The organism is [Collinsella] massiliensis, assembly GCF_002161605.1.
Taxonomy (GTDB): Bacteria; Actinomycetota; Coriobacteriia; order Coriobacteriales; family Coriobacteriaceae; genus Enorma.
Map to the genome: position 1 here is coordinate 23293 of NZ_NFIE01000008.1, position 13634 is coordinate 36926.

Annotated in this window: 20 protein-coding genes; 13 read left to right on the top strand and 7 right to left on the bottom strand. The window is 63.3% G+C overall.

From position 1 onward, the window contains the following. The first annotated feature begins 49 nt into the window (after positions 1-49). The 7 genes from B5G02_RS04435 to B5G02_RS04465 all read left to right on the top strand — a co-directional run bounded on the left by B5G02_RS04435 (position 50) and on the right by B5G02_RS04465 (position 4800). The gene (locus B5G02_RS04435) at positions 50-469 is read left to right on the top strand and encodes a TipAS antibiotic-recognition domain-containing protein (protein WP_241146167.1); all 420 of its coding nucleotides are present in this window, start codon (positions 50-52) and stop codon (positions 467-469) included. A 113-nt stretch (positions 470-582) separates the two neighbouring features. Beyond that, the gene (locus B5G02_RS04440; RefSeq protein WP_094335339.1) at positions 583-1173 is read left to right on the top strand and encodes a TetR/AcrR family transcriptional regulator; all 591 of its coding nucleotides are present in this window, start codon (positions 583-585) and stop codon (positions 1171-1173) included. 76 nt (positions 1174-1249) lie between these two features. Next, positions 1250-1891, top strand: coding sequence for a class I SAM-dependent methyltransferase (locus tag B5G02_RS04445; protein WP_094335340.1), 642 nt, complete (start codon positions 1250-1252; stop codon positions 1889-1891). A gap of 180 nt (positions 1892-2071) precedes the next feature. Further along, on the top strand, positions 2072-2281 hold the full coding sequence (locus tag B5G02_RS04450) for a DUF3923 family protein (RefSeq protein ID WP_094335341.1): 210 nt from the start codon (positions 2072-2074) through the stop codon (positions 2279-2281). A 101-nt stretch (positions 2282-2382) separates the two neighbouring features. Then, the gene (locus B5G02_RS04455; protein ID WP_094335342.1) at positions 2383-2679 is read left to right on the top strand and encodes a hypothetical protein; all 297 of its coding nucleotides are present in this window, start codon (positions 2383-2385) and stop codon (positions 2677-2679) included. 4 nt (positions 2680-2683) lie between these two features. Continuing rightward, the gene (locus B5G02_RS04460) at positions 2684-3919 is read left to right on the top strand and encodes a type II toxin-antitoxin system HipA family toxin (protein ID WP_094335343.1); all 1236 of its coding nucleotides are present in this window, start codon (positions 2684-2686) and stop codon (positions 3917-3919) included. A gap of 86 nt (positions 3920-4005) precedes the next feature. After that, positions 4006-4800, top strand: a complete 795-nt coding sequence (locus B5G02_RS04465; RefSeq protein WP_094335344.1) for an EFR1 family ferrodoxin — start codon at positions 4006-4008, stop codon at positions 4798-4800. A gap of 225 nt (positions 4801-5025) precedes the next feature. On the opposite strand, the gene B5G02_RS04470 is transcribed toward B5G02_RS04465, so the two are convergent. Together B5G02_RS04470 and B5G02_RS04475 are read right to left on the bottom strand one after the other, a co-directional pair. Continuing rightward, positions 5026-6300 carry a HipA domain-containing protein gene (locus B5G02_RS04470; RefSeq protein ID WP_094335345.1) on the bottom strand — a complete coding sequence of 425 codons (1275 nt, stop codon included), beginning with the start codon at positions 6298-6300 and terminating at the stop codon, positions 5026-5028. Between the two features lie 2 nt (positions 6301-6302). Beyond that, positions 6303-6545, bottom strand: coding sequence for a helix-turn-helix domain-containing protein (locus tag B5G02_RS04475; RefSeq protein WP_019239555.1), 243 nt, complete (start codon positions 6543-6545; stop codon positions 6303-6305). Between the two features lie 279 nt (positions 6546-6824). Between B5G02_RS04475 and B5G02_RS10205 the strand changes: the two genes are divergently transcribed. From B5G02_RS10205 to B5G02_RS04490, 3 genes are all read left to right on the top strand, one after another. Next, positions 6825-7097, top strand: a complete 273-nt coding sequence (locus tag B5G02_RS10205) for a hypothetical protein (RefSeq protein ID WP_342631451.1) — start codon at positions 6825-6827, stop codon at positions 7095-7097. Beyond that, complete coding sequence (locus B5G02_RS04485) at positions 7094-7402, top strand: DUF1848 family protein (protein WP_094335346.1); 309 nt, start codon at positions 7094-7096, stop codon at positions 7400-7402. The genes B5G02_RS10205 and B5G02_RS04485 overlap by 4 nt, the downstream gene beginning before the upstream one ends. A gap of 113 nt (positions 7403-7515) precedes the next feature. Next, positions 7516-8967, top strand: a complete 1452-nt coding sequence (locus B5G02_RS04490; RefSeq protein WP_019239552.1) for a radical SAM protein — start codon at positions 7516-7518, stop codon at positions 8965-8967. Positions 8968-8984: 17 nt separating this feature from the next. On the opposite strand, the gene B5G02_RS04495 is transcribed toward B5G02_RS04490, so the two are convergent. From B5G02_RS04495 to B5G02_RS04515, 5 genes are read right to left on the bottom strand one after another with little or no spacing between them, the layout of a single operon-like run. Next, on the bottom strand, positions 8985-9491 hold the full coding sequence (locus tag B5G02_RS04495) for an AAA family ATPase (RefSeq protein WP_019239551.1): 507 nt from the start codon (positions 9489-9491) through the stop codon (positions 8985-8987). After that, positions 9488-10045 carry a hypothetical protein gene (locus tag B5G02_RS04500; RefSeq protein WP_019239550.1) on the bottom strand — a complete coding sequence of 186 codons (558 nt, stop codon included), beginning with the start codon at positions 10043-10045 and terminating at the stop codon, positions 9488-9490. Before B5G02_RS04500 ends, B5G02_RS04495 begins: the two co-directional genes overlap by 4 nt. 30 nt (positions 10046-10075) lie before the next feature. Next, positions 10076-10345, bottom strand: a complete 270-nt coding sequence (locus B5G02_RS04505) for a hypothetical protein (protein WP_019239549.1) — start codon at positions 10343-10345, stop codon at positions 10076-10078. Positions 10346-10357: 12 nt separating this feature from the next. Further along, positions 10358-11080, bottom strand: coding sequence for a DUF1700 domain-containing protein (locus tag B5G02_RS04510; RefSeq protein WP_019239548.1), 723 nt, complete (start codon positions 11078-11080; stop codon positions 10358-10360). Next, a complete protein-coding gene (locus B5G02_RS04515; protein WP_019239547.1) occupies positions 11077-11376 on the bottom strand; it encodes a PadR family transcriptional regulator in 300 nt (99 codons plus the stop codon). Before B5G02_RS04515 ends, B5G02_RS04510 begins: the two co-directional genes overlap by 4 nt. A 225-nt stretch (positions 11377-11601) precedes the next feature. Here B5G02_RS04515 and B5G02_RS04520 point away from each other — a divergent pair, with 225 nt between their 5' ends. The 3 genes from B5G02_RS04520 (at position 11602) to bsh (ending at position 13604) form a co-directional block, all read left to right on the top strand. Beyond that, on the top strand, positions 11602-12018 hold the full coding sequence (locus B5G02_RS04520; protein WP_019239546.1) for a hypothetical protein: 417 nt from the start codon (positions 11602-11604) through the stop codon (positions 12016-12018). Between the two features lie 83 nt (positions 12019-12101). Beyond that, entirely contained in the window at positions 12102-12494 is a 393-nt protein-coding gene (locus B5G02_RS04525; protein WP_019239545.1) for an MmcQ/YjbR family DNA-binding protein, read from the top strand. Between the two features lie 147 nt (positions 12495-12641). Then, positions 12642-13604 (top strand): choloylglycine hydrolase, encoded by a 963-nt coding sequence (gene bsh, locus B5G02_RS04530; RefSeq protein ID WP_026089034.1) that lies wholly within the window; start codon positions 12642-12644, stop codon positions 13602-13604. Positions 13605-13634: the final 30 nt, after the last annotated feature.

The window sequence follows — 13634 nt, forward strand, 5'->3', positions numbered from 1 at the left end:
TGCGAGCTTGGTTTCGGCGCAGCGTGCTGCTGTGGAAGGAGCAATGACGATGCAAGACAGCGAAAAGTTCGAGGGGCTCAAGCGGAACCTCGTGGAGGAGAACGAGCGCCGCTATGGCGCGGAGGCGCGCGAGCGCTGCGGCGCGGCAGCGGTGGACGAGAGCACGCGAAAGATGCTCAACATGGGCGAGAAGGATTTCGCGGCGTGGCAAGAGCTGGGAGCGGAGATCGTGAGCGCGCTTGAGGAGGCCGTCCGCTCAGGCGCCGACCCCGCCGGGCCGGAAGGTGCGCGCGTGTGCGACCTGCACCGTCGGTGGCTCGGCTACACGTGGCCTTCCAACACGGCCGAGGCGCACCGCGGGCTCGCCGAGGCCTACGTTGCCGATGAGCGCTTCACCGCCTACTACGACGGCACCGTCGTCGGCTGCGCCGCCTGGCTGCGCGCCGCCATCCTCGCGCACGCGCGATAGCAGCTGGCGCGTGCCGATAAAATGGTGTCAGACACCTTTTTATCACATCGTCAGCTTATCATTGACCAATGTTCAATGAAAGCGTATCCTTCTCGTTGAAGGAGGTGCCGCCCATGCCGAGAACCGTCAAAGATCCCGAGGAGCGCCGGCGCGAGCTGCTCGCCTGCGCCATGCGGCTCTTCGCCGAGGAGGGCTACGACAACGTATCCGTCCGCGCGGTGGCGCGCGCCGCGCACGTGGCGCCGGGGCTCGCGTACCACTACTTCGACTCCAAGGAGTGCCTGTTCGCGGCCGCCATCGAGGACTACGCCCGCCGCTGCGCGGAGGGGGTCTGCGCAGTGCTGGACGAGCCTGATACGCCGCTGGACGAGAAGCTCGACCGTGCGCTCGAGGTAGGCGCGCGCCACGACGGCTACCCGTATGCGGAGTTCTTCCACAAGGAGGGGCACGGCGCGCTGCACGACCGGCTCTCGCTCGCCATGTGTGAGGTAGTGCGTCCGCACCTGCGCCGTGCGCTCGAGGCGGACGCAGCGGAGCGGGGCGTGGCGGCTCCGGATGCCGACGAGCTCGCCGCCATCATGGTCTACGGGTGCGTGGGGCTCGCCGCCGGGCCGGGCATGCCGGACGAGCGCGCCCTCGCCGCCGCCCGGCGCTACCTTCGCGCGTTGCTCACCGCGTTTCGCTCGGACGAGTCGCTGAACTAGGGATCCCACCCCGGCTCTGGTCGGGGTTTATTTCGGCCGATTGTATTGAACATTGCCCAACAGAAGGGATGCGAACATGGACGAGAATAGCGCCCAGGCGCTCAAGAACCGTTTGCGTGCGGCATTCGACGCGCAGGCGGGAACATACGATGCGGGGATGGAAGGGGAGCACGCGCGCCGGCTGTACCCACATGTTGTGCGCGAGGTGACGGCAGCTGTCGCGGGTATCGCCCGCCCGCGCCTGCTCGACCTCGGTTGCGGCACGGGTGCGCTTGCCGCGCGCATGCTGGGCGAGATGCCAGCCGCGCAGCTCACCTGCATCGACCTGTCCCCGCGCATGGTTGAGGCGGCTCGAGCTCGCTTGGCGGGCCGTGCAGAAGTGCTGCTCGGCGACGCTGAGCGCCTGCCGTTCCACGACGCGAGCTTCGATGTCGCGTGGTGCAACGATTCGTTCCACCATTACCCCGACCCGGAGCGCGCGGCGTTCCAAGCGTGGCGCGTGCTCGCACCGGGCGGTGTCTTCGTCATCGGCGACGCTTGGCAGCCGGCGCCTGCGCGCGCCATCATGAACGCCTGGATGCCGCACTCCCGCGAGGGCGACGTGCGCATCTACTCGGAGGCAGAGCTTCGCCGGATCCTGGGCGCCTGGTTCACCGATGTCGACTGGCACCGCGTCGGCACGACCGCCTGCATCGCTGTGGCGCGCAAGGGGCGCTGAGGCTGACCCCGATTGTTACGAGTAATCGCGGCGTGGGGATTTCGCTTTCATTTGCGCGGCTCCGCGACGAAGATGTATCCCGGTAGGAAGAGCCGTGCCGCGCCGCATGCTCGGGCATCGGCGACCTGCGGGGTCATGCGGGAACAGCTCGGCGGATGAGCCGCTGTGGGAGATGGCACCATGAAGACGAAAAAATGGCAAACGTTCCAAATCGTCCAGCTCGTCCTCTTCGTCAGCTTTAGCGTGTTCCTGTTTCTGCGACCGGTGGACGGGCATGGCGCCGAGCAGACGCCCGAGGTGAGGCTCATCAGCTTCGCGGTGTGGGCAGCCTTTTACCTCGGCATCTTGGCGGTGGAGCGGCTGATCTACGCCATCGTTCGACACCGGTGATAAAAAGGTGTCTGACACCATTTTATCATTTTATCAGTTTATAGAAATATATCTTTCTCTTATAATCGATTACAGTAGTATATCTTTCTGTAAGGAGTGTCATGGCTGGTCGCACACCCATTCCGGTCTCACGCGCCATGCGCCAGGTTGCGGCACATCTCGACCTCGCGCGCCGTCAGCAGCGCATCACGATGGAACTGTTGGCGGAACGTGCGAACCTGTCCGTGCCGACCGTGCGCAGGCTCCTGAGCGAGGGAGCGGGAACGTTCGAGAACTTTTTACGCGTCGCCCGCATCCTGGGCATGCTCGACGGCATCGTTGGGGCGACGGATCCCCTGCGCACGCCCATCGGCAGGGCACGCGCGGAACAGGACGTGCCCAAGCGCGTGAGGGGGTGACGGTATGGAGTTCGACGTGACCGTCCAAATCGCCGGCGAGGATGTTTTGGCGGGCAGGCTCTATCAAAACGTGCGCCATGGGGATGAGACGACGACGTTCTCATACGACCCCTCATATCTCAGCGACCCGCGTTCGTTCTCGCTTGCGCCCGACATGTCGCTCGGTGCCGGGTCGTTCCACTCCTCGGGGTTGCGGCAGTTGCGCGCGTTCGAGGATTGCATGCCCGATAGGTGGGGGCGCAACCTGATGCTTAGGGCGGAGCGTTCCCGTGCGCGCGATGAGCAGCGGGCGCCGCGTACGCTCTTCGAGGCGGATATGCTTGCGGGCGTCAACGACGAGGCTCGCCAGGGCGCGCTGCGCATCTGGAGCGATGCGGGCGAGGCGCTCTCGCCGGTGAGCGATGGCGTGCCGCGCGAGACGAGCATACCGGCGCTGCTCGATGCGGCGGATCGTGCGTCCAGGGACATGAACGCCGATATTCGCGACCTGCTAGCTGCGGGTTCAAGTTTGGGTGGGGCGCGGCCGAAGGCATCCATCCGCGACGAGCAGGGGTGCCTATGCATTGCGAAGTTCCCCAAAGCGGACGAGGGAGCGTTGGACGATGTGTGCGCTTGGGAGCATGTCGCCCTGCGGCTCATGGCGGAGCTGGGGATATCCGTCCCCGTTTCGCGCCTCCTGCGCATCGGCCCGCGCGCGGTACTCCTCATGCGACGGTTCGACCGGAGCGGAAGCGTGCGAGTGCCCTACATCAGCGGCTTGACCGCTGTGCAGGGAGAGGATGGGGGAAGGTATTCATATCTCGAGCTCGCCGAATTCATCGAGGAAGAAGGGTCGAGACCGACGAACGACCTGCGCGAGCTTTGGACTCGGGCGCTCTTCTCGTGCGTCGTGGGAAACACGGATAACCACCTCAGAAACTACGGATTCTTGCGCGAGCGCGCAGGCTGGCGGCTGTCGCCGGCGTTCGACGTCAACCCCACGCCGGGCTCGGAGCGAAAGTACCTGGCGACCGGTCTCGATTTCGATAATCGCGAGGCGGAACCGGAAGGCGCGTTCGCGGTGCGCGAGTATTTCAGGCTGGATGATGCGGCGGCCCGCGCTGTTGCGGCTCGCATGGCGCGCGTGATGGGTGGATGGCGCAGGATAGCTCGGGCAGACGGCATATCAGAAGCTTCGATCGAGTTCATGGCGGATTGCTTCGAATCGGGCATCCGCAAGCTGAAGGCGCTTGCTCGTTAGGGGCTGAGCTCGGGCGCATCGTCCCTGTCGGTTGCGGTGCCGTGGCAGCGGGTACGATACGTTTACGTGTCGCCAGAGGAGCGGTCATGATTCTGTACTTTTCCGCAACGGGTAACAGCGGATACGTCGCGAAGCGGATAGCCGACGGGCTGGGTGACGAGCGCCTCGACCTCTTCGACAGAATCCGCGATGAAGATTCCTCGTCCATAACGTCCAAGACCCCGCTCGTGGTGGTGACGCCGACGTACGCCTGGCGCATGCCGCGCATCGTCGCGTCGTGGATGGAGCGCACGCCGATCACGGCGCCCGCGGGCGCCTACTTCGTGATGACCTGCGGCGGGAGCATCGGCAACGCCGGCGCCTACCTCAAGCGCCTGTGCGCGAAGAAGGGGCTTGCGTACCGGGGCCGCGCGGGCATCGTCATGCCGGAGAACTACATCGCGCTGTTCACCACGCCCGCGCCCGCGGAGGCCAAGCGCATCATCGACGCCGCCGAGCCCGCGATCGACCGGGTCATCGAGTGCATCAAGGCGGGCAGCGCGCTTCCCGAGCATGCGCCCTCGCTCACGGATCGGCTGAGTAGCGGCGTCGTGAACGACCTGTTCTACCCGGCGTTCGTCCGTGCGGTGAAGTTCCGCGTCACCGACGCCTGCATCTCGTGCGGCATGTGCGTCCGCGCGTGCCCGCTCGCCAACATCCGCCTCGAGGGCGGTCGACCTGTTTGGGGGAGCGACTGCACCCACTGCATGGCGTGCATCAACTGCTGTCCCAAAGAGGCGATCGAATACGGCAAGCACAGCGTCGGCCTACCGCGCTACACGTTCAGGCGCGCAGCTTCCGCGACGGGGAAGGGGCGGTCGGGAGGCGGGGAGCGTAGCTGAGCTTCTCAGTGTCGCGACGAGCGAGCTGGCTGAGACGGCGTATGCCGGTGCCGCGGTTTGCCTCTCGCGTTGCTTGTGATGGCTTCGCAGATATGCGGCGTTTTGTTACGCGGCGTGCATAGGTTTGCCGGCGAGCGTGTCACTCCCTTACCCTCGGGGTTCATGAGGCAATTCCTGGACAGGGTGGAGTCCATCTTAGAAATGATTCTCTCCGGCACCGGGCGGCTAGCTCAGTGTGACTTTCTGGCTCAGCTCCTTGCGAATATGCTGCGCGATCTCGTGCGCCTCTGTTGCAAAACCTGCTGATGCTATCGCTTCTTCCGCGGCGTCGAGCGCAGGGACGATGTTGCGGAGAAGCTCCTGATAGAAGCTTCTCGCCAGAGTCCGGGGGATGCCTGCGTCTTTTCCCGCCCGTTCGATGTCCTGCTCGGAAACGTCGCAAATGCGTCGGGAAGGAGTGAGCGACACGCCCATTTCTAGGTAGATTTGTGGGTATACCGTTGTGCACGTGATGTCATACAGCGGGGAGAGCATGGGAGTTTTCCAAGATGGGTCCCACAGCAAAGAATGGTTCTTGAGATGGTTGTCGCAATTGCCGATGAGATAGTCAAAATAGATGGTCTGCAAGAAGCATGCGCGATCTCCGAAGGGATTTGCCGATGCGTTTTGTATGGCGTTGCAGCAGCGTGAGAGGTACGCTCCGTTCGTGGGCTCGTACTTCATGTCGGGCATGAGTCCCGTAGCTTGGCAGAAGTCTTCCTGATGCAGGCGTTTCGGTCTGAGCGGTTTGTTTTCGGCTGATACCGTCTCATCGGTAACGCGGTCGAATCTTTTGACGGCAAGGAGCGGTTCGCCTTCTTCTATAGGGATGAGCGACCATTCCGCTATGTCAAACCCGCATCGCTTGGCTGTTTCTAGGCAAAGCGCCTCGTTGACAGTTTGAAGGGGAAAGAGGCTGTCCGGCGTTTTGACGATATGGGTCGTTGCCGCATTGCCGCTGGGTACGTACCATCCGCAAGACGGATCCTCTCCCTGATGGTAAAGGCCGACCTTGCTTTGGGCTCCCGCGAGTGAGAGGCGGGAGGCCATTCCCATCTTGAACGATGTTTCGCGGGGCGCATCGCGTAGCGCGCGCAACTCCGAGAGTCCGATCTCTGTGTACCCACCATCGTTTTCTACGGTCTCATCTGTACTGAATATGAGGGCGCCGATGGACTCGTTATTGAGGCGAGCAAGCATGTTGCCGAAGTAATCCGAATGTATCGATTCGGCAACAAGACGCCTCATGTCTCCTTCAGGTGCGAGGCCGGCGAAAAACGGCGAGGCCTCTTCTTGAGAAAACGGTTCGGCGCGAAGCGGCAGTGAGCAAGACACAGCGCTTGCTGTTGTGCTTGCAAGATATGCGGGGTCATAGGCGAATGTAAGCGACACTTCGGAAAAATCGAGTGCTCCAACTAGTTGATACGCCTCGTCCTGCTCTCGAAAAACGTTGAGCTTCATCGTCACGCTCCTCGTGGGATGGCGAACAGGTCGATGCCGAGCCCCTGGGCAAGATTGATAACCGTTTGAACGGAGACGGTTTGCTTGCCGCGTTCGATCTCTCCGATGAGGCGTGGGCTGCATCCCATCATGGCCGCCACAAACTCTTGGGTGAGTCCAAGTTTTTTTCTGCGTGTTCTGATAAGCGAGCCGAGTTCTGCCGCTTGCGAAATGCGGACAGCGTTTTCGGCGTTCGAAAGGCGCATAGCTACTCCTCATGTCTTACCTATAGGTATGATTACTAGCCAATCCGTTAGAATCTTCCCTATAGGTAAGATTCTAACACTTGAAGTATACAATCTTACCTATGGGGAAGATTTTAAGGGCAACTATGCGGCGACACGTTGCAACGCGGGTCGTTTTGCAGCCTACTTTATCAACATATTGATACATTGCTCACCTCGGCAGAGAATATCAACGCATTGCTATTCCGCCATCGAGGGGAGGCGCGCACCTGCGAGCAGACGCTCAACTCGCGCCAAACGGTGAGCCTCGTGACCAAACGGCTCGTGGCGCAGGGCTATGCCACGACCGAGGGCAACCCGGACGACCGTCGCAACAGCATCGTGCGGCTCACCGACGCCGGTCGCGCTTGGGCGCACGACATGGTGCGGCGCATCACGCGCGCCGAGGACGAGGCCATGGCCGCCCTCATGCCTGAAGAGCAAGAGGCGCTCGTCTCCCTGTCCCGCCGCTTCACCGAGAACCTCATCCGCCTCATCGACGATCCGGATCTCAAGCTCGAGGAGGGCGCATGATCATCAACACCGGCGCGCGCACCGACACCGTCCAGTACTACACCCCGTGGCTCCTGCGCAGCTTCGAGGATGGGTACGTGCTCGCGCGCAACCCGCTCTTCCCCAACAAGGTGACGCGCTACGAGCTCGACCCGGCCGTGGTGGACTGCGTGGTGTTCTGCTCCAAGGACTACGCGCCCATCCCGCCAGCGATGCTCGAAGCTCTATTCGTAACCCAAAAATATGCACTATCTCGCATAACTTATCATAATTCGATATTTGTCCTGCAAACATACCAAAATCAATGCATGTCGCACAGCGGATAAATGGGTACGAATCCTTCCAAGTGCCGTGGCAACTTGGCATCCAGCGGGTCGCACCCGCCGCCATCTCGCCGCCGCTTCATTCCAATTGAGCGATCCCGGTCGAAAGGAACCCCATGGCATCCGTTACCCAAGCCGCCGAGCGCGCGGCGCTCAACAAGCTCATCGACTACCTCGACCATGACCCCGAGAAGCACATCCCGCAGATCATGGACCTCGTCAACAAGGCGGTGCCGGACTCGGTGTTCCCGGCGCAGCGCAAGGCCATCGGCAACGCGATCGATGAGCACAGCAACTGGTACGAGCTCATCCTGCGCGCGTTCCGCCTGAACCCCGAGATGCGCTCGCGCCTGCTCAAGACGCTCATCGTGGACGCCAACCTGCTCGCGTGGCCTGTGCAGCAGAAGGCGCGCGAGCGCGAGCAGTGCAACATCCCGTGGGCGATCCTGCTCGACCCCACGAGCGCCTGCAACCTGCACTGCACCGGCTGCTGGGCGGCGGAGTACGGCCACAAGCTCAACCTCTCGTACGACGACATCTGCTCGATCATCGACCAGGGGCGCGAGCTGGGCACGCACATCTACATCTACACGGGCGGCGAGCCCATGGTGCGCAAGGCCGACCTCATCAGGATCTGCGAGAAGTACCCGGACTGCATCTTCCTATGCTTCACCAACGCCACGCTCATCGACGAGGCGTTCTGCGACGAAATGATCCGCGTGGCCAACTTCGTGCCCGCCATCAGCGCCGAGGGCACCGAGGCCACCACGGACGAGCGCCGCGGCAAGGGCACGTACGCCAAGATTATGCATGCGATGGAGCTCCTGCGCGAGCGCCAGCTGCCGTTCGGCATCTCGTGCTGCTGGACGCGGGCGAACGCCGATGCCGTGGCGAGCGAGGAGTACATGGATTGGATGATCGAGCAGGGGGCGCTCTTCTGCTGGTTCTTCTACTTCATGCCGGTGGGCAAGGGCGCCACGTCCGACCTCATGCCCACCGCCGAGCAGCGCGAGCACATGTACCGCTTCATCCGCGAGATGCGCCACAAGAAGCCGCTCTTCACGCTCGACTTCCAAAACGACGGCGAGTTCGTGGGCGGCTGCATCGCGGGCGGCCGCCGCTACCTGCACATCAACGCGGCGGGCGACGTGGAGCCGTGCGTGTTCATCCACTACTCCAACGCGAACATCCACAACGTGAGCCTGCTCGACGCGCTCAAGAGCCCGCTCTTCATCAAGTACTACGAGGGGCAGCCCTTCAACGAGAACCATCTGCGCCCGTGCCCGATGCTCGAGAACCCGGATGTGCTGGGCCGGATGGTCGCCGAGTCGGGCGCGCACGGGACGGATCTGGTGGAGCCGGAGACGCCCGAGGAGCTGCGCGAGAAGACCGTCGCGGTGGCCGAGGAATGGAAGCCTGTGGCGGAGCGCTTGTGGCGCAACGAGGATGACGAGATGTTCGAGAAGCGCCACGACCCCTACCAGGGCATGGACTCGGTCGAGGAGCACAAGTTCGAGCGCCTGGGCCGCGACGTCGAGGCGGAGCGCGCGGCGGCGTTTAGCGAGTAGGTTGTTGCTTTGCGGTGTTACGGACGGGCGGAGATGCTCAGGGCGATCTCGTGCGGCGTGCGCCCGGTGGTATCGATGAGCTCGGTATCGAGCGCGCGGTAGCGTGGCAGGTAGGCGAGTGAGCGGCGGAGTGCGTCCTCGTCACGGGCGCCGGCGCGGATGTCCCGCTCGATGCGCTCGCGCAGCGCCGCTTCGCTGGCGACGAGCGAGATGGCGCGCACGCGTGCGCCGGTGTCCTCGAGGGGCAAGCGGCCCAGGATCTCGTCGATGATTTCTTGCTCGTGCATCACCCAGCAGAACGCAACGTTCTCGTAGGCGTCGCAGCACAGGAAATTGCCGAGCAGGTGGCAGATGTTGTCGAGCACCATGCGCTTGGTCTCCGGTGTGACTTGGAAGGGATTGGCGCACCAGCACCAGTCGCCGTCGAGCATGACGGAGGCGGGGAGCAGGCGGTTGAGCTCGCGACACACGGTGGTCTTGCCGACGCCCATCGGGCCGCCGATGAGGTAGAGGGTCTTGGTCATGGGCGCCTCCGGTTTGCGGTGGGGTTCGCATCGCGCAGGCGGGCGAGGTACGCATCGGCCTCCGCATGGCTGCGCAGCGTGATGATGCGGCGACGGTCGCGCCACGCATCGAGCGCTGCGACGACCTCGGGGCGCTGCTCGATGGGGAAGCGCCGGATGTAGTCAGCGAATTCAGGATCGAGCGCGTCCTCCTGCCAGGGCAGATCCTCGCGCGGCTGCCCGATGCGCGCCGCCGCCCCGGCAAGGCACGCCTCCACCGGCAGGTCGAGGAAGATGACCGCGTCGCAGCGCTCGAGCCGCCGCTCGAGCGTGCGCAGGTAGTTGCCGTCGATGATCCAGCGCTCGCCGTTGAGGGCCGCCGCGAGGCGTTCGTCGAATTCCGCCTGCGTGACGTTGGTGCCGTCCGGCTTATGCCAGATCATGTCGAGGTACACGAGCGGCAGCCCCAGCGCGTCGCGCAGTCCGCGGGCGAGCGTGCTCTTGCCGGCACCGGGGCTCCCGATGACGAGCACGCGCTCCAGGGTAGAGGAGGGTGTGTCGAGATGGTCTGCCATGGCTTCTCCTATGTAAAATAACCCCAGGGGTTATTTTACATATGCGCGCGGCGCGCTCGGGGCCTCGGGGGCTGCGAGGTCGATTTCACCGAGGTTCTCGAGTAGGTTGACAAACGGGATGCCCGACGGATCATCCACCTCGACGCCGCCGAAGTTGATGCTGTTGCTGCGCAGGTCGATTTGCGTCTGGAACACGGCGGGATTGAAGCCCGAGGCGGCGAACCCCAGGACGGCAAGGATGATGCCGAGGGCAAGGAGCCCACCCGCAACGGAGAAATAGGTCTTCTTCACGTTGGTCATGATGCGTGCCTCCTAGTTGAGTGCGGCCGTCGCCGCCGCGGAGAAGTGCTCGCCGCCCGCAGTGCGTTCCGCATCTCCGCCACCATCTACGGACGGGTTGACGGGAAGCCTGCCTGCTCTGCCATTCGGTCGTCCGGTTTCGCCGTCCCCCCGATGTTTGCTGAAGGGGGAGAGCGCCTTGTTCACCCAGAGGGCGGAAAGACGTGCGATCTGCTTGGTCACCGCCCAGGCGCCCGCGCCCACGAAGAGCGTCCCGCCCATGAGGCCGAGCCCGGCACCCGCCATGGCGAGCACGTACGGGACGTTCCCAATCGCGATGCCGCATGTGGCGAGCGCGAGCGCTACGATGCCGGAGGCCCCGAGCGCCGCTGCGATGATCCACACGCAAAGTGCGAGGATCCAGATGCAGAGGTAGACCGTGAAGGCCACGGCGGCGAAGGCAAGCGCGAGCACGAACCATAGGGGCGAGCCCACGATCGCGAGAATCCAGAGCAGCACGTTGCTGCGGCGACGGGTCTTGGCGATCACGCGCGGCACGGCGGGCAGGTCATTCAGGATCGCTTCGGCCACGGCGCCCGGCGATCCGATTGCGGCGACGGCCTCCTCCTCGGACATGCCGTCCTCCATACGGTCGGCGATAGCCTCGGCATAGAACGCCTTCGATTCCTCGATCTGCTCTGCGGGCAGGCAGGCCAGGAGGTCACCCAGACGCTCCAGGAACTCTTCCCTCGTCATGATCGTGCTCCCTCCACGTAGCGGTAGATCTCTTGTACGGACGGCCATTCGGCCAGGAACTCGTTGATGCGCTCTCGTCCTGTGTCCGTGATGCGATAGTACTTGCGCAGCCGGCCGTTGTGCTCGGCGGAGCGCACGGCGATGCAACCCGCCTTCTCGAGGCGTTTCAGCAGCGGGTAGAGCGTGGACTCGGTGAGTCCCATGCATGCCGGCACGTCCTTGACGATGCGATAGCCGTAGGACTCCTCACCGGAGACGGCGGCGAGCACGCAGGCCTCCAGGAACCCGCGTTTCATCTGAGCCTCCATCCGCACACCTCCCTTCGCCTTATACTGTGTGACATATACTATATAACACATAGTATAAGACGCTGCAAGGATTCTCTTGGAGCGGGTTCTAATGGCGGTGTCGGCCTCGTTCGCAGATCCTTGGCGGGATGCATGTTCTGTGTGCGCGGCACCTTGCCGCTACCATGTATGGGCTCGGTTTGAAGCCTGCTGCTGAACCCGGAGGGAATGGCTATGAAAGTCAAACGAGATACGCTGCTGCTCATCGCGTGCCTGGTGTGGAGCGCGGCGGGCATCAACATCCTGCGCATCGGCCTCATGGCGTACCCGGCGTATCTCAGCCTTCTGAACATCGCGCTCAGCCTTGTGGTCTTCGGCGTCTTCCAAGTGTTCATCTTCGGGCGGCTCGTGCGCAAGCACACCGCGCGCATCGGCGGCTACCAGGACGAGCGTCAGTTCTTTCTCAAATTCTTCGACACCAAGGCGTTCATCATCATGGCGGTGATGATGGCGGGCGGCATCGGTCTCAGGGCGAGCGGCCTTGCGCCTGAGCGGTTCATCGCGGTGTTCTACACCGGCTTGGGCGCCGCGCTTTTGCTGGCAGGCCTCCTGTTCGGCCATAACTTCGGCAAGGCCGTCTATGTAAAATAACCCCAGGGGTATTTTTACATCGACGAATCCCCATCCGGGGAACAATGGCATCAGCAGTATCTTCGCTGGCGAAGGGAGCGGCTATGGATCTTGGCCGCATCGATGACCGGTTGCTCGCGCATCCCGGGGCGAGCAAGGCGCTCCATGAACGATGGGGCTGGATGGTCTATTGGGTAGGCGGTCGCCAGTTCGCATGCGAGTTCACGGCGGGCGCGGACGCGAAGGCGCCCTATGCAGGCATGCACCTGCTGTCTCTCAAGTGCGACCCCGACCGCATCCGCGAGCTGCGTGCCGAGTGGCCCGATGCGATCCTTCCCGCGTACTACTCCGACGGTCGCACATGGATCTCCATCGACCTTGATGCCGACCTGCCCGAGTCGCTCGTGCTCGACCTATGCGATATGAGCTACGAGCTCGTTTTCGCCAAGCTTCCCAAGCGCGTACAGCGGGAGCTGGCGGCAGCGAATGTAAAATAACCCCTGGGGTAATTTTACGTCGTCCCCCTGCCGTTTACCAATCTTAATTAACCATTTACCGATTTAGTGCTTGCATCGTGGATACAATAATATCAACTTCCCAACGAGCGCCAGCGGCTCTGCCGCCGACGAGAAGGGAGCGGCCCTATGTGTACGGGTATCCGCTTTACCGACAAGACCGGCGCAATGTTTTTTGGGCGTAACCTTGATTGGACGCAGGGTTACGGAGAGAAGGTGGTCGTGACGCCCTCGGGGGCCAAGGTCCCGACGGCTTTCGAGCGTCCGGACGATCCCGAGCAAGGTCATACCGTAATGGGCATGGGTATCGTCGTCATGGGTATCCCGCTCTATTTCGACTGCGGCAACGACGCCGGCGTGGCCGTTGCGGGCCTCAACTTCCCGCAGAGCGCGCACTATGCGCCGGGTCCCGTGGACGGCACCTCAAACGTCGCCGCCTACGAGTTCCCCTATTGGATCGCGCGCAACTTCGCCTCGCTCGATGAGGTGCGTGCCGCGCTGAAGAACACCACCGTGGTGGCCAAGCCCGTGAACGAGCAGTTGCCGGTGGCCAACCTGCACTGGCTCGTGGGCGACGCCACGGGCAGCGTGGTGGTCGAGTGCATGGCCGACGGCCTGCATGTTTGGGAGAACGATGTCGACGCGCTCACCAACGAGCCCGATTTCGGCTGGCATCGTCAGAACCTGCGCAACTACCTCATGATGGACGAGGACCTGCCCGCGCCCACCGCGTGGGATCGCGCCGAGCTCAAACCCTTCGGCTCGGGCGGCGGCGTCCAGGGCATGCCCGGCGATTACGGCGGACCGGCGCGTTTCGTGCGCGCGGCGTATGTGAACGCGCACTATCCCGTCCAGGAGGGCGAGCAGGCCAACGTGACCCGTCTCTTCCGCACGCTCGGCGCTTCCGCGGTGCCCGAGGGCGTGGCGAAGATGGCCAACGGCGACTACGAGAAGACCCTGTATACGAGCGGTTTCTCTGCCGGCACGATGACCTACTACCACGCGACCTACGAAGATCCCACCATCCACGCGTATCCGCTCTCGGCGTGCGACCTCAGTGGCACGGAGCCGTTCATCGCCACCGCTGCCTAACCGACCGCACGATCACGCAACCTATTAGTC

Coding starts and splice junctions, on each gene's coding strand:
- B5G02_RS04515 (WP_019239547.1), bottom strand. CDS start 11,376: ATGAAACGCGGGTTCCTGGAGGCCTGCGTGCTCGCCGCCGTCTCCGGT.
- B5G02_RS04435 (WP_241146167.1), top strand. CDS start 50: ATGCAAGACAGCGAAAAGTTCGAGGGGCTCAAGCGGAACCTCGTGGAG.
- B5G02_RS04450 (WP_094335341.1), top strand. CDS start 2,072: ATGAAGACGAAAAAATGGCAAACGTTCCAAATCGTCCAGCTCGTCCTC.
- B5G02_RS04485 (WP_094335346.1), top strand. CDS start 7,094: ATGATCATCAACACCGGCGCGCGCACCGACACCGTCCAGTACTACACC.
- B5G02_RS04460 (WP_094335343.1), top strand. CDS start 2,684: ATGGAGTTCGACGTGACCGTCCAAATCGCCGGCGAGGATGTTTTGGCG.
- B5G02_RS04490 (WP_019239552.1), top strand. CDS start 7,516: ATGGCATCCGTTACCCAAGCCGCCGAGCGCGCGGCGCTCAACAAGCTC.
- B5G02_RS04455 (WP_094335342.1), top strand. CDS start 2,383: ATGGCTGGTCGCACACCCATTCCGGTCTCACGCGCCATGCGCCAGGTT.
- B5G02_RS04445 (WP_094335340.1), top strand. CDS start 1,250: ATGGACGAGAATAGCGCCCAGGCGCTCAAGAACCGTTTGCGTGCGGCA.
- B5G02_RS04465 (WP_094335344.1), top strand. CDS start 4,006: ATGATTCTGTACTTTTCCGCAACGGGTAACAGCGGATACGTCGCGAAG.
- B5G02_RS04525 (WP_019239545.1), top strand. CDS start 12,102: ATGGATCTTGGCCGCATCGATGACCGGTTGCTCGCGCATCCCGGGGCG.
- B5G02_RS04520 (WP_019239546.1), top strand. CDS start 11,602: ATGAAAGTCAAACGAGATACGCTGCTGCTCATCGCGTGCCTGGTGTGG.
- B5G02_RS04470 (WP_094335345.1), bottom strand. CDS start 6,300: ATGAAGCTCAACGTTTTTCGAGAGCAGGACGAGGCGTATCAACTAGTT.
- bsh (WP_026089034.1), top strand. CDS start 12,642: ATGTGTACGGGTATCCGCTTTACCGACAAGACCGGCGCAATGTTTTTT.
- B5G02_RS04475 (WP_019239555.1), bottom strand. CDS start 6,545: ATGCGCCTTTCGAACGCCGAAAACGCTGTCCGCATTTCGCAAGCGGCA.
- B5G02_RS04495 (WP_019239551.1), bottom strand. CDS start 9,491: ATGACCAAGACCCTCTACCTCATCGGCGGCCCGATGGGCGTCGGCAAG.
- B5G02_RS04500 (WP_019239550.1), bottom strand. CDS start 10,045: ATGGCAGACCATCTCGACACACCCTCCTCTACCCTGGAGCGCGTGCTC.
- B5G02_RS04505 (WP_019239549.1), bottom strand. CDS start 10,345: ATGACCAACGTGAAGAAGACCTATTTCTCCGTTGCGGGTGGGCTCCTT.
- B5G02_RS04440 (WP_094335339.1), top strand. CDS start 583: ATGCCGAGAACCGTCAAAGATCCCGAGGAGCGCCGGCGCGAGCTGCTC.
- B5G02_RS04510 (WP_019239548.1), bottom strand. CDS start 11,080: ATGACGAGGGAAGAGTTCCTGGAGCGTCTGGGTGACCTCCTGGCCTGC.